The organism is Kribbella sp. VKM Ac-2566 (assembly GCF_004366005.1).
Taxonomy (GTDB): Bacteria; Actinomycetota; Actinomycetes; order Propionibacteriales; family Kribbellaceae; genus Kribbella; species Kribbella pratensis.
In genome coordinates, this window is sequence record NZ_SODT01000010.1 from 758,956 (window position 1) to 772,318 (window position 13,363).

Here is a 13,363-nt window from a genome sequence, read left to right on the forward strand (position 1 = left end):
AACGCCTCGCACCCAGCCAGGCACGGACCGGAACTTGGTGAACTCCGCCCGCAACAGGTTCACGCCGGCGCTCCCCGGTACTCGACGGCGTCGCCGGTCAGGTCCAGGTACGCCTCTTCCAGCGTCGCCCGGTGCGGTGCGAGCTCGGAGAAGGGCAGGCCGTTGGCCGTGAGCACCGCCACGATCTGCTCGGCCGCAAGACGCCGTACGACGAGGTCATCGGCCTCCACCACCTGGCCGCCTGCAGCTGTGAGTGCTGCGGCCACCGCCTCTGGTGCACTGGTCCGCAGCCGCACCCGATCACCCGAGACCGCCGCGATCAGCTCGGCGACATTGCTGTCAGCGATCACCCGCCCGCGACCTACAACAACCACGTGCTCGGCCATGTCCTGTAGCTCGCTCATGAGGTGGCTGGACACCAGTACGGCCCGCCCCTGCTCGGCCAGAGAGCGCAGGAAGCCGCGCAGCCACACGATGCCTTCGGGGTCCATGCCGTTGAACGGCTCGTCCAGCATGATCGTCGGCGGATCACCCAGCAGCGCAGCCGCGATACCGAGCCGTTGCCGCATGCCCAGCGAGTAGCCGCCGGCGGTACGGCGACTCACGGACGCCAGCCCGACCTGCTCGATCACCTCGTCCACGCGACGCGTGCCAAGACCCTGTGTCTGTGCAAGCCACAAGAGGTGGTTACGGCCGCTCCGCGCCGGGTGCAGAGCCGATGCGTCCAGCAACGAGCCCAGCGAACGCAGGGGGCACCTCAACGACCGGTACGGCTGGCCACAGACCAGTGCGTGTCCCGCATCAGCAGTCTGCAACCCCAGGATGATCCGCATGGTCGTGGACTTCCCAGCGCCATTGGGTCCGACGAACCCGGTCACCCGCCCGGGCCGTGCCGTGAACGTCATCCCGTCCAGCGCGGTCGTCCCGCCGTACCGCTTTCGCAACTCCGCGACCTCGATCGATGTCATGGCATGGTTTGTACGCGGGCCGCCGTGACGCCTCGGTGCGCTCGCCTGTCACCTGGTTGTCACCAGCCGCCTGGCATCGTGAACCGCCGTACGTCGAGAGGAGCTGGGCAGATGAGGGTGCTGGTGGTTGAGGATCACCAGACGCTGAACCGGCTGATCGCCACCGGCCTGCGCCGCGAGGCGATGGCTGTCGACACGGCCCTCGACGGCCGGGACGCGCTGGAGCGGATGGCCGTCACGCGGTACGACGTCGTCGTCCTGGATCGCGATCTGCCCGAGGTGCACGGCGACGAGGTCTGCCGGCGGATCGTGTCCGGCGGAGCGGGCGAGCGGGTGCTGATGCTGACCGCTGCCGGGACGGTGCGCGATCGGGTCGAGGGGCTCGGCCTGGGTGCCGACGACTACCTGCCGAAGCCGTTCGACCTCGCGGAGCTGGTCGCCCGCGTACGGGCCCTGGGACGGCGAGCCGCGCCGGCGCTGCCGCCGGTTCTGGACAACGGCGATCTGAACCTGGACCCGAACCGCCGGGTCGCGTTCCGGGCCGGACGTCGGCTGGAGCTCAGCCCGAAGGAGTTCGCGGTCCTCGAACATCTGCTCTCCGCCGGCGGTCGCGCCGTACCGGCCGAAGAGCTGCTCGAACGTGTCTGGGACGAGGCAGCCGATCCGTTCACGACAACGGTGAAGACCACGATCGGGCGACTGCGCGGCAAACTCGGCGACCCGCCGGCCATCCACACCGTCCGCGAGGGCGGCTACCGGATCGACTCCCCATGACGGCCCTTCCCCGACTCCGCAGCCGGCTCGCCCTGCTCCACACCGCGCTCGCCTTCGGAGGCAGCATGGTGGTGCTGGGAGTCGTGGCGCTGGGGATGTTCAACGGCAGCCACACGACCAGCGGGTCCACGGACAACCTCACCGCCGTACTGCGTTATGCCGCCGTCGCCCTCGTACTACTGGCAGCAGCCTCGATCGCCCTCGGCTGGATGATCGCCGGCCGGGCGCTGCGTCCGCTCGACACGATCACCCGCGCGGCGCGAAGCATGTCCGCTCAGGACCTGGAGACCCGGCTCCGCATACCGCCCGGATACAGCGAGTTCACCGAGCTGGCCGGCACGTTGGACGGCTTGCTGCGGCGGCTGCACGAGTCGTTCACCGCGCAACGGCAGTTCGTCGCCAACGCGTCGCACGAGGTGCGTACGCCGCTCACCGTGCAGCGGACGCTCCTGCAACTCACGCTGGCCGACCCTGATGCGTCCGCCGACACACTCCGATCGGCGTGTGAAGAACTGCTGGATCTCGGCCGGCAGCAAGAGCAGTTGATCGACGCGCTCCTCACCTTGGCGACCGGCTACGACGGAATCGACCGGCGAGAACGCTTCGACCTCGCCCACCTCACGTCGCAGATCGTTCTGGACCACCAGGCAGAAGCTGAGGCCCGCGCCATCCGGCTCCGCACCTCGTTGACCCCGGCCTCGATCACGGGCGACGTACCGCTGACGGCCAGCCTGGTCACGAACCTGATCGCCAACGCCATCCGCCACAACGTCCCCGGCGGCACCGTCGACATCGCCACCGCGGACAGCCGTCTGACCGTCACCAACACCGGCCGCAAGATCCCACCCGACGAAATCAGCCGGCTGACCGAACCGTTCCAGCGTGCACAGTCTCAGGGGCACGGCCTCGGCCTCGCCATCATCACCGCCGTCGCCCGTGCCCACGGGGCCCAGCTGACCATCGAGCCCAACCCGGCCGGCGGCCTTCACATCACCTACCAAGCGCGCTGAAGGATCTCCGCGGCTTCGGCGAACGACAAACCGGCCTCACGAGCAGCTTGGGCGAGCTTCACGGCAGCGGTGTGAGTCGCGGCGTCGTCGATCTGGCTGCGGGAGGCCAGGACGAAGGTGCCGTTGCGGCCGCGCGTCTCGACCAGGCGGTCGGCTTCCAGTTCCTTGTAGGCGCGCGCGACGGTGTTCACGGCCAGCCCGAGGTCCAGGGACAGCTGGCGCACGGTCGGCAGCCTGGTCCCCCGCGCCAGCTCGCCCGCGCGGATCAACGCCTCGATCTGCGAGCGGACCTGCTCGTACGGCGGAGTCAGCCCGACCGGATCGACTGTGATGTCCATCCGGTCAGCATCTCAGGTGAAGTCCTCCGCGGTGTACGGGCGCTGCTCCACCAGGACCAGCCAGTTGCCCGAGTTGTCGCGCAGTACCGCTTCCACGCCGTACGGGCGGTCCGATGGTTCCTGGATGTACTCGACGCCCCTGGCGGTGAGTTCGGCGAAGGTCTTGCGGCAGTCGTCGGTGGCGATGCCGAAGCCGTGCAGGGTGCCCTTCGCCATCATCCGCTTGATCGCCCCGGCGGCCTCGTCGTCCAGCGGTGGCCCCGGCAGCGCGAGCTGCAGCTCCAGCTCCGGGTGGTCGGCGTGGTGCACAGTGCACCAGCGGAAGTCGGGCAGGCTCACGTCGTTCTTCAGCACGAACCCGAGCTTCTCGGTGTAGAAGGCCTTCGCTTCGTCGATGTCGTCGACGAAGACACTGATCAGGCTGATGTTGGTGATCACGGCAGCTCCTCATCGTTGCGTTCAGTACGACGCTAGGCCCCGGACTCCCCCGCCGGCTTCTCCGGAATTGCGGAGTTCAGTCCCAGCATGAACACGAAACACCCCGGGATCCGCGCGCCGGTCTGCGTCCGCTGGTACCGCGTCGGCGTCATCCCCACCAGCTCGGTGAACCGCTGCGAGAACGATCCGAGGCTGCTGTACCCGACCATCGCGCAGACCTCGGTCACGGTCAGGTTCGTCGCCCGCAGCAGATCCGTCGCGCGCTCGATCCGCCGGCGCGTGACGTACTGCATCGGAGTCTCGCCGTACGCCGCCGCGAAACACCGCAGGAAGTGGTACTTCGACACCCCCGCCGCGGCCGCCAGCGCGGTCAGGTCGAGCGGCTCGGCATAGTTGCGATCGGCAACGTCCCGCGCCCGCCGCAGATGCGGCAACAGCTCCACCGGCACATCGCTCACGTGAACGAGCGTAGGCCCTGTCTGGAGGCGGCGGGCGTTGTGAAGAGCTAACCAAGCCTATTCACAACGCCGCCAGTTTCCTCCAAACCCCCAGGAGAGCTCGACCCCTACTTGTCCTTGGGCTCCGGCTTGGCGTCCACGCCCGCTTCCTTGCGCTGCTCGGGCGTGATCGGCGCCGGCGCCGCGGTCAGCGGGTCGAACCCGCCGCCGGACTTCGGGAACGCGATCACGTCGCGGATCGACTCGGTGCCGGCCAGCAGCGCCGTGATCCGGTCCCAGCCGAACGCGATCCCGCCGTGCGGCGGCGCGCCGAACTTGAACGCGTCGAGCAGGAAGCCGAACTTCTCCGACGCCTCCTCGTCGGTCAGACCCATCACCTTGAAGACCCGCTTCTGCACGTCCTCGCGATGGATACGGATCGAGCCGCCGCCGATCTCGTTGCCGTTGCAGACGATGTCGTACGCGTACGCCAGCGCCGACCCCGGATCGGTGTCGAACGTCGCCAGCGAGTCCGGCTTCGGCGACGTGAAGGCATGGTGCACGGCGGTCCACGCGCCGGACCCGACCGCGACGTCGCCCGCGGCGGTCGCGTCGTCGGCCGGCTCGAACAGCGGCGCGTCCACGACCCACACGAACGACCACGCCGACTCGTCGATCAGACCGCCGCGGCGGCCGATCTCCAGCCGGGCCGCGCCGAGCAGCGCCCGCGACGTCTTCACCGGGCCCGCGGCGAAGAAGATGCAGTCACCCGGCTTCGCCCCGACGTGGTCGGCGATGCCCGCGCGCTCCTCCTCGGACAGGTTCTTCGCGACCGGCCCGGCGAGTTCGCCGTCCTGACCGACCAGCACGTAGGCCAGTCCGCGAGCGCCCCGCTGCTTGGCCCACTCCTGCCATGCGTCGAGCTGCTTGCGCGGCTGGTCCGCGCCACCCGGCATCACGACAGCACCGACGTACGGCGCCTGGAACACGCGGAACGGTGTGTTCTTGAAGTACTCCGTGCACTCGACGAGCTCGAGGCCCATCCGCAGATCCGGCTTGTCGGAGCCGAACCGCGCCATCGCCTCGCCGTACGTCATCCGCGGGATCGGCGTCTGCACGTCGTACCCGACGAGCTTCCAGAGCGCCGTGAGGATCTCCTCGGACAGCGCGATGATGTCGTCCTGGTCGACGAAGCTCATCTCGATGTCCAGCTGGGTGAACTCCGGCTGCCGGTCGGCGCGGAAGTCCTCGTCGCGGTAGCAGCGGGCGATCTGGTAGTACCGCTCCATACCAGCGACCATCAGCAGCTGCTTGAACAGCTGCGGCGACTGCGGCAGCGCGTACCAGCTACCTGGCTGCAGGCGGGCCGGCACCAGGAAGTCGCGGGCGCCTTCCGGCGTGGACCGGGTCAGCGTCGGCGTCTCGAGCTCGACGAAGTCGTGCTTGGCCAGCACCTCGCGGGCGGCCTTGTTCACCTCGCTGCGCAGACGCAGCGCCGAACCCGGGCCCTGGCGGCGCAGGTCGAGGTACCGGTACTTGAGCCGGATCTCCTCGTTCACCGGCGTCGCGTGGTGCTCCTCGACCGGGAACGGCAGCGGAGCCGCCTCGTTCAGGACCTCGACCTCGGTCGCGATCACCTCGATCTCGCCGGTCGGCAGGTTCGGGTTCGCATTGCCCTCCGGACGCGGCGAGACCTCGCCGACGATCTTCAGGCAGTACTCCGAACGCAGGCCGTGCGCGGCGTCCTCGTCGCGGATCACGACCTGGACGGTGCCGGTCGAGTCGCGCAGGTCGATGAACGCCACGCCGCCGTGATCGCGTCGCCGCGCCACCCAGCCCGCCAGAATCACCGTCTGCCCGGCGTGCTCGGCACGCAACGAGCCTGCGGAATGGGTACGGATCACGAGTTCTCCTCTTGCGTCTTGATGCTTGGACGTCGGTCTTGAGCCGGCGGGGTCCAGGTCGCCGCATCCGCGGGCACCTGCTCACCACTGCGGATGTCCTTCACCTCGGGCCCGTTCTCGGTGCTGAACCAGACGAACGGAATACCGCGGCGATCGGCGAACTTGATCTGCTTCCCGAACTTGGCCGCGGCCGGCGCGACTTCCACCGCGATCCCCCGCCCCCGCAACTGGATCGCCGTCCGCATCGCCTCGGCCCGGTCCTCCTCCGAGTTCAGCGCGATCAGTACAGCAGTCGGGGTACGCCGGGATGCGGTCAGCAATCCCTTGCCGATCAAGCGGTGCACGAGCCGCGACACACCGATCGAGATCCCCACACCGGGGTACGTCGTCTTGCCGTCGGAGGCCAGCGAGTCGTAGCGTCCGCCGGAGCAGATCGACCCGTAGCCCTCGTCACCGATCAGCTGGGTCTCGTAGACCGTGCCGGTGTAGTAGTCGAGGCCGCGGGCGATCTTCAGGTCCGCGACCAGCAGGCCGGGCGCGTGCTCGTTCGCCGCCGTCATGATCTGCGACAGCCGCTCGAGGCCCTCGTCGAGGATCTCGTGCTGCACACCGAGCGCCCGTACCTGATCCGCGAACGACGCGTCCGTCGACGAGATCTCCGCCAGCCGCAGCACCTGCTTCGCGGTCTCCGCGGACAGACCCGCCGCGGTCAGCAGGTCGGTGACCTTGTCCGGGCCGATCTTGTCCAGCTTGTCGACGATCCGGAGCGCTCCGGTGATGTCCTCGATGCCGAGACCGCGGTAGAAGCCCTCCGGGATCTGCCGGGTGTTCACCTGGATCCGGAACGGCGGGATCGGCAGCTTGCGGAACGCGTCCGCGATCACCAGCGGCAGCTCGACCTCGTAGTGGAACGGCAGGTCGCCGCTGTCGATGATGTCGATGTCCGCCTGGGTGAACTCGCGGTACCGGCCCTCCTGCGGGCGCTCACCGCGCCACACCTTCTGGATCTGGTAGCGCCGGAACGGGAACACCAGCTTGCCGCTGTGCTCCAGCACGTAGCGGGCGAACGGGACGGTCAGGTCGAAGTGCAGGCCGAGGGCCGCGTCCTCGTCGGCGCCGGCCGCGAGCCGGCGTACGCCGTAGATCTCCTTGTCGGCGTCCTCGCCCTGGTCGGACAGCCGCTCGACCGGCTCGACCGCGCGGGTCTCGATCGACGCGAAACCGTGCAGCTCGAACGTCTCCCGGATCACGTCGAGGAACTGCAGCTCGACGATCCGGTCGCTGGGCAAAAACTCCGGGAACCCGCTGAGAGGGGTCACCTTGCTCATAAGTTCTGTGTCTCCAGGTCCTGCAAGTAGGGGTTGGTCGCCTTCTCCCGGCCGATCGTGGTCTGGCCACCATGACCCGGCAGGACGACGATCTCGTCGCGCATCGGCAGGATCTTGGTGGCCAGCGTATGCAGCATCGCCGGATGGTCGCCGCCAGGCAGATCCGTCCGGCCGATCGACCCGGCGAACAACACGTCACCGGAGAACAAGACGGCGGGCACCTCTTCCGGCCCGTCGTACGGCGTGGTGAAGGTGACCGAGCCGCGGGTGTGACCCGGGGTGTGGTCGACCGTGAACCGGAGCCCCGCCAGCTCGAGCGCCTGCCCGTCCTTGAGTTCCGACACCTCGTCCGGCTCGGCGAAGGCGTGATCGCCGCCGAGCAGCATCCGCGCCGTCTCCGGGCTGATCCCGGCCATCGGGTCGGCGAGCAGGTGCCGGTCGTCCGGGTGGATCCAGGCGGTCGCGTCGTACGTCCCGCAGACCGGGAGGACGGAGAACATGTGGTCGATGTGACCGTGCGTGAGCAGCACCGCGACGGGTTTCAGCTTGTTCTCCCGGACGACTTCCGCGACACCCGGCGTCGCGTCCATCCCGGGGTCGACGACGATGCATTCCGCGCCCTGGCCGGTGGCGACGACGTAGCAGTTCGTACCCCACGGTCCCGCGGGGAACCCGGCGATGAGCACGGCAGACCTTCCTGGAACGGGGTTCGGGACCCACCAAGGTTACCCGGGTGGTTCGCCGTACTTCGAACCGGATTGTGATGCAACCCCGTTGCGCCTGAGCTGGGAGTTTGTGATTGTTCAGGGATAAGCCTTTGCACGCCGGAGGCTTGAGCGTCGAGAAGGCAGCTCGACGCGCCCAGGCGGGCCCTGTCCGCGTGGTTGGACCGGGGACTGACCAGAATGGGCACGAGCGCAGTGCATACCGCCGGAAGGGGCGAGTTGTGGCCGGAGAGAACTGGGGCCGGGTAGCCGAGGACGGAACGGTCTTCGTACGGACGAAGGACGGTGAACGGGCGGTCGGCCAGTGGCCGGACGCGAACCCCGAGGAGGCGCTCGCCTTCTACACCCGCCGGTACGACGCACTGGCGTTCGAGGTGGAGCTACTGGAACAGCGTGTGCAGGCAGGCACAGTTTCTCCGGACGACGCCCGCGCTGCCGTGAAGAAGGTCGCTGCCTCGATCGAGGGCGCACAGGCGGTCGGCGACCTGGACGGGTTGCTGGCCCGGCTCGAAGCGCTCACCCCGCTCGTCGCTCAGCAGCGCGAACGGCGCAAGGCCGAGCGGGCCGCCAAGGTCGAGGAGGCGCGCTCCGCCAAGACCAAGATCGCCACCGAGGCCGAGACCATCGCGGCCGGCACCGACTGGCGCCACGGCGTGACCCGCCTGCGCGAACTGCTCGACGAGTGGAAGGCACTCCCCCGGCTCGACAAGTCCAGCGACGACGAGCTCTGGCACCGGTTCTCCTCCGCGCGTACGACGTACACGCGGCATCGCAAGCAGCACTTCGCCGAGCTGTCCTCGAAGCGCGAGGAGGCAGCTGTGGTGAAGGAGCGGCTCGCGGCCGAGGCGGAGTCGCTCGCGGCGTCGACCGAGTGGGGCCCGACGTCCGGGCGGTTCCGGGACCTGATGCGGCAGTGGAAGGCCGCCGGGCCGGCACCGCGCGAGGTGGACGACAAGCTGTGGGCGCGGTTCCGCGCCGCGCAGGACCTGTTCTTCGGCGCGCGGGACGCCGTACAGGCCGAGGAGAACGCCGAGCAGGTGCAGAACCTGCAGGCCAAGGAAGCCCTGCTGGCGGAGATCGAGACCATCCTGCCGGTCGAGGACGCCCGCACCGCCCGCGAGCAGCTCCGGGAGTACCTGGACCGCTGGGACCAGATCGGCAAGGTCCCGCGGGACTCGATGCGCGCCATCGACGGACGGCTGCGCGCCGTCGAGCAGGCCGTGAAGGCGGCCGAGGACGAGGTCTGGAACCGCAGCAACCCCGAGGCCCGCGCCCGCGCCGAGGCGACCGTCAAGCAGCTCCAGTCCCTGATCTCGGACCTGGAGAAGCAGGCCGCCAAGTTCGAGGCCCAGGGCAACACCCGCAAGGCCACCGAAGCCCGCGAAGCCATCGCCGCCCGCCGCGAATGGCTGACCCAGGCCCAGAACGCCCTCAACGACTTCAGCTGACGCCTGCGGGCCCCAGTCCCGCAGGCGTCAGCCCCGCCGTCACGGTCCGAAGAAGGTCATCGTCCGGCCGATCAGATCCGCCTTGTCCGCAGCCGTTCCGTACGCCTCCAACGGGAAGGCGAGGAACACGACCTTGTAGGTCCCACTGAAGGTCAGCGCATCGGGCTGGGCAGCGTCGTCGGTGAACGCTGACGTCGCGCCACCGTTCGGGGTGACCCGGTCCTCGAACGTGGCACCCAGGACCGAGTGGTCCAGCGGCACCGTCCCGATGCCGTTCGTCACCGGGTTACCGGCGACACCGTGCACCGCGCTCGTGGCCTTGTCGTTCTGCGTCTCACTCCCGTCCCACGTGATGTGCAGGTAGTCGCGTACGAAGGTCGTCGTACCGGCCGCCTGGTCGAGGATGTCCTGACCCGACATCAGCAGGCGTCCGCCGTTGTCCAGGAACGCCTGCAGTCGCGCCTCGTACGGCGTGATCGGTGCCGGGTAGCTGTTACCCGTGAACCACACGACGTTCTTGTGCGCGAGCAGGTAGTTCTGCGGCAGGTTGATGTCGGTGCCGAGATCCCAGGTGTCGAACGCGACACCCTTGCTGGTCAGGGCCGTCGCGTACGCACCCTCTACGTCGGGCGCGTTGCCGTCGTTGTCGACGAGCAGAGTGTCGACAGTCACCGCGATCGTCTTGATCGACGCCGATCCCGACACCCCTGGACTGCCGACCGAGGTGGCCGTCACCGTCGCCGTACTGCTACCGCTCGCCCCGACGGTCACCTTGGCGCAGACCGCCGCCGTCGCCCCCGGCGCGACCGCGGGTGTCGTGGTGGCCGGCGTCGTACAGGTCGAGTCGAAGAACGCGACCGGGAAGGTCCCGCCGCTGCTCGACAAGGTGTAGCTGTCGGTCGTGTACCCGAGGTTCTTGACCGACAACGGGTAGCTCACGACCGTCCCCGGCCGGCCTCCGTCGGTCTGCGTCGCCGGGCTGACGCTGACGGCGTACGCCGGCGCGATCGACGTCGTGACCGGTGAACCGGTCGTGTACGGACCTTCGGCCGACACGACCCGGACGCCGTCGTTGACGATCGCGGTCAGCTTCTTCGAGTTCGTGATCCGTACGCCGAGGTGCACGGTGATGGTGCCGCCCGCCGGAATGGTCAGACCGTTCCAGGTCGCCACGCCGCCGACGTTCGTACCGCCGTTGTCGGCATCGAGGAACGTCGTGTTCGCCGGGATCGGGTCGGTGATCTTCACCCCGGTCGCGGGTGCGTTGCCGATGTTCTTCACGGTGATCGCGTACTCGAGCCGGCTGCCGGGGCCTACCGGCACACCGACGTCGGCCTTCGAAACGACCAGCGCGGGAACGGCCGTCGTGTCGAAGCTGCGGTAGGCACCGCGACCGTGCGTACCGGCTGCCAGGACCCGGTGGGACGGGTCGAGGTTGAGCTGCCAGATCGCAACGTCGGGGAAACCGGAGCCGAGGGGTGCCCAGTGCACACCACCGTCGTGGGTAACGAACGGTCCGACATCCGTTCCGGCGTACAAGGTGTTCGCGTACGACGGATCCAGGATGATCGAGTTCACCGGGCTGTCGGGCAGGTTGAAGCTGATGTCGGTCCAGGTCGCGCCCGCGTCGGTCGTCTTGAAGACGTGGCCCGGCCGGGACGGCGTCGCGCGGTTGAAGCCCGCGTAGGCGGCGTACGCGATCCGGTAGTTGCTCGGATCAACCGCGAACTGGGTGATCGGCCGCTTCGGCAGCTTGCCGGTGTCCACCCGGTTCCAGGTGGGCGTGTCGCTGACCTGGGCGTTCGGGCTGACGTACACGTAGCCGTCCTCGGCGCCGGTGTAGACCGCGTCGCCGCCGCCGACACCGATGGCCGAGATGAAGCACCCGCGTCCACCGTTCGGCGCCGGGCCGGTGCAGCCGCTGGACAGGTCCGGACTGATCGGCTTCCAGCGCACGTCGCCCGCTGACGGCGCCTTCCCGTTGTCGGTGCGGTAGAGCCGGTAGGTGCCGAGGAACAGTTGATCGGTCTTGCGCTGGTTCTGCACCCACGGCACGTAGAACTCGGCCCGGTCGTTCAGGTTGATGCCGGTCCGGATGTACTGGTTGCTGAAGAAGGACGCGCCGCCGTCGGTGTAGCGGTACGGCGTGATACCGAAGTACGTGCCGAAGACGAAGTTGGCGTCGTTCGGGTCGACCAGGACCTGGCCGCCGTCACCGCTGGCCACGTCGAACCAGGTGTTCGAGGCGGTCGACTTGCGGTCGGTGCCGTTGTCCTGCGTGCCGCCCCAGACCCGGGCCGGAACGGTCGGCACGTTGGCGATCGACGTGAACTGGCCGAGCTGGAGTCCGGTGCGGTGCGTCACCGCGGCGGTGTTCGGATCCACCGTGCCGTTGAGGTTCTGCCAGGTGACGGCGCTGAGCGGATCGGTCGCGTTCGGGCGGCCGCCGCGGTCGGCGCTGTACCAGACACCACCGTCGCTGCCGATCAGCACGTGGTCCGGGTTCGCCGGGTCGACGGCGATCGCGTGGAAGTCCGGGTGCTGGTCCCAGCCGAGGTTCTTCCAGGTCTGACCGCCGTCGTCGGACCGGAAGATTCCCCCGGAACCGATGGCGTAGTTGAACTGGCCGCCCGCGTAGACGACGTTCGGGTTGACCGGATCGGCGAGGATCACGTTGTCGTACGAACACTGCTCGGCGCAGTAGTCCTCGACGGTGTCGTCCCCGGTGCCGGGGGGCAGGATCGACCAGCTCGCGCCGTCGTTCGTCGACTTGAAGACGCGGGCAGGCTGGTCGTCCCAGTTGAAGCCCGCATACAGGACAGCGTTCTGCTCGGCCGGATGCGACAGGCCGAGCGAGAACCTCGTCCCGGTCCCGGCGTAGTCGGCGGCCGGCAGGCCGGTCATGATCGGAGACCAGTGCGCACCGGCGTCGCTGGACTTGTAGATCGCGTCGCCCCAGAAGGAGCTGTACAGGACCTTCGGGTTCTGCGGGTCGATCTCGAGGTCGGTGGCGCCGTTCAGCTCGGACTTCGCTTCCTTCAGCAAGTTCCAACTGGTGCCGCCGTCCTTCGACTCCCAGACGCCGTACCGCGAGTGCACCGGAGGCGTCGTACGACGGGCACCGCCGCGGCCGCGCAGGATCGCGGCGTAGAGGTGGCTCGCGTTGCCCGGGTCGACGACGAGCGCCGAAGTCGAGACGCCCTCGAAGAAGTCGCCGGACACGTGGGCCCAGTGGTCGCCGCCGTCGGTGGACTTCATGATGCCGTTGCCGAAGTAGCTGTCGCCGGACAGGGCTCCTTCACCGGTACCGGCGTACACGATCGCGTCGTTGGACGGCGCGACCGCGAGCGCGCCGATGGCGAGCGACGGCTGGTTGTCGGTCTTCGCCGACCAGGTGCCGGTCGCCGGGTCGTACAACCAGATGCCGCCCTGGGCACCGCCGAGAATGAACCGCCCGTTGCTCGGCCGGATCGCCAGCGCTCCGATGCGGCCGGCCATCGCGGTGAAGATCGGCGTACTGCGGGTCACCTGGACGATCGGATCGGGTCCGAGGCCGGTCCAGGAACCGGGGAAGGTCGCGGGGCCCGGACTGGGTGTCCCGTTCTTGCGCAGCTGAGCCGCGGCCCGCGCCGCCGCCGCGCGCTGTGCTCCCGCCTGCTGGTTGTCGAGCTGCTGGTCGCCCGCCGTACGACGGCTCATGAAGAACAGATCCCGCTGCAACTGGATCTGCTCGTCTTCCTCACTGATCCGCGGCGGAGCCGCGCCCGGCGTCAACACCGGAGTGTCGTCGACGACCGCACCACCCGCGGCACCGCCCGGAGCCATGACCAGCCCCGCGACCAGCACCGCCGACCCAATCCCCGCTACCGCACCCCGAACGCTCCTCATCCCGCACTCCCCTTAGTCCCCCGAGTGCGCCGTTGCCTCCTGCAAGCAGGCAACCCACCCCACCCCGTTGTCAAGACCTCACCCCCTGTGGACAACTCCAGGCAC

At 68.8% G+C, this 13,363-nt stretch carries 11 protein-coding genes; 3 read left to right on the plus strand and 8 right to left on the minus strand.

The features are described 5' to 3' along the window. Window positions 1–59: 59 nt before the first annotated feature. Window positions 60–968 (minus strand): ATP-binding cassette domain-containing protein, encoded by a 909-nt coding sequence (locus EV647_RS21925; RefSeq protein WP_134005682.1) that lies wholly within the window; start codon window positions 966–968, stop codon window positions 60–62. 111 nt (window positions 969–1,079) lie between these two features. On the opposite strand from EV647_RS21925, the gene EV647_RS21930 reads away from it, so the two are divergent. Further along, the gene (locus EV647_RS21930; RefSeq protein WP_134005684.1) at window positions 1,080–1,742 is read left to right on the plus strand and encodes a response regulator transcription factor; all 663 of its coding nucleotides are present in this window, start codon (window positions 1,080–1,082) and stop codon (window positions 1,740–1,742) included. Beyond that, window positions 1,739–2,752: a cell wall metabolism sensor histidine kinase WalK gene (locus EV647_RS21935; RefSeq protein WP_134005685.1), complete on the plus strand. Its 1,014-nt coding sequence runs from the start codon at window positions 1,739–1,741 to the stop codon at window positions 2,750–2,752. The genes EV647_RS21930 and EV647_RS21935 overlap by 4 nt, the downstream gene beginning before the upstream one ends. Here EV647_RS21935 and EV647_RS21940 read toward each other — a convergent pair. From EV647_RS21940 to EV647_RS21965, 6 genes are all read right to left on the minus strand, one after another. Beyond that, complete coding sequence (locus tag EV647_RS21940; RefSeq protein WP_134005687.1) at window positions 2,737–3,090, minus strand: GntR family transcriptional regulator; 354 nt, start codon at window positions 3,088–3,090, stop codon at window positions 2,737–2,739. The two genes, EV647_RS21935 and EV647_RS21940, sit on opposite strands and share 16 nt — an antisense overlap. Before the next feature lie 12 nt (window positions 3,091–3,102). Continuing rightward, window positions 3,103–3,528: a VOC family protein gene (locus EV647_RS21945; protein WP_134005689.1), complete on the minus strand. Its 426-nt coding sequence runs from the start codon at window positions 3,526–3,528 to the stop codon at window positions 3,103–3,105. A gap of 32 nt (window positions 3,529–3,560) precedes the next feature. Then, window positions 3,561–3,986, minus strand: coding sequence for a helix-turn-helix transcriptional regulator (locus EV647_RS21950; RefSeq protein WP_134005691.1), 426 nt, complete (start codon window positions 3,984–3,986; stop codon window positions 3,561–3,563). A gap of 107 nt (window positions 3,987–4,093) precedes the next feature. Continuing rightward, window positions 4,094–5,869, minus strand: a complete 1,776-nt coding sequence (aspS, locus tag EV647_RS21955; protein ID WP_134005693.1) for an aspartate--tRNA ligase — start codon at window positions 5,867–5,869, stop codon at window positions 4,094–4,096. Continuing rightward, window positions 5,866–7,197 carry a histidine--tRNA ligase gene (gene hisS / locus EV647_RS21960; protein WP_134005695.1) on the minus strand — a complete coding sequence of 444 codons (1,332 nt, stop codon included), beginning with the start codon at window positions 7,195–7,197 and terminating at the stop codon, window positions 5,866–5,868. The genes aspS and hisS overlap by 4 nt, the downstream gene beginning before the upstream one ends. Beyond that, the gene (locus EV647_RS21965; RefSeq protein ID WP_134005697.1) at window positions 7,194–7,883 is read right to left on the minus strand and encodes an MBL fold metallo-hydrolase; all 690 of its coding nucleotides are present in this window, start codon (window positions 7,881–7,883) and stop codon (window positions 7,194–7,196) included. Before EV647_RS21965 ends, hisS begins: the two co-directional genes overlap by 4 nt. A gap of 260 nt (window positions 7,884–8,143) precedes the next feature. On the opposite strand from EV647_RS21965, the gene EV647_RS21970 reads away from it, so the two are divergent. After that, window positions 8,144–9,370, plus strand: a complete 1,227-nt coding sequence (locus tag EV647_RS21970) for a DUF349 domain-containing protein (protein ID WP_134005699.1) — start codon at window positions 8,144–8,146, stop codon at window positions 9,368–9,370. 39 nt (window positions 9,371–9,409) lie between these two features. Here the strand turns inward: EV647_RS21970 and EV647_RS21975 are convergent, their stop codons facing one another. Continuing rightward, window positions 9,410–13,258, minus strand: coding sequence for a DUF11 domain-containing protein (locus tag EV647_RS21975; RefSeq protein WP_134005701.1), 3,849 nt, complete (start codon window positions 13,256–13,258; stop codon window positions 9,410–9,412). Between the last annotated feature and the right edge of the window lie 105 nt (window positions 13,259–13,363).

Coding starts and splice junctions, on each gene's coding strand:
- EV647_RS21925 (WP_134005682.1), bottom strand. CDS start 968: ATGACATCGATCGAGGTCGCGGAGTTGCGAAAGCGGTACGGCGGGACG.
- EV647_RS21940 (WP_134005687.1), bottom strand. CDS start 3,090: ATGGACATCACAGTCGATCCGGTCGGGCTGACTCCGCCGTACGAGCAG.
- EV647_RS21975 (WP_134005701.1), bottom strand. CDS start 13,258: ATGAGGAGCGTTCGGGGTGCGGTAGCGGGGATTGGGTCGGCGGTGCTG.
- hisS (WP_134005695.1), bottom strand. CDS start 7,197: ATGAGCAAGGTGACCCCTCTCAGCGGGTTCCCGGAGTTTTTGCCCAGC.
- EV647_RS21935 (WP_134005685.1), top strand. CDS start 1,739: ATGACGGCCCTTCCCCGACTCCGCAGCCGGCTCGCCCTGCTCCACACC.
- EV647_RS21930 (WP_134005684.1), top strand. CDS start 1,080: ATGAGGGTGCTGGTGGTTGAGGATCACCAGACGCTGAACCGGCTGATC.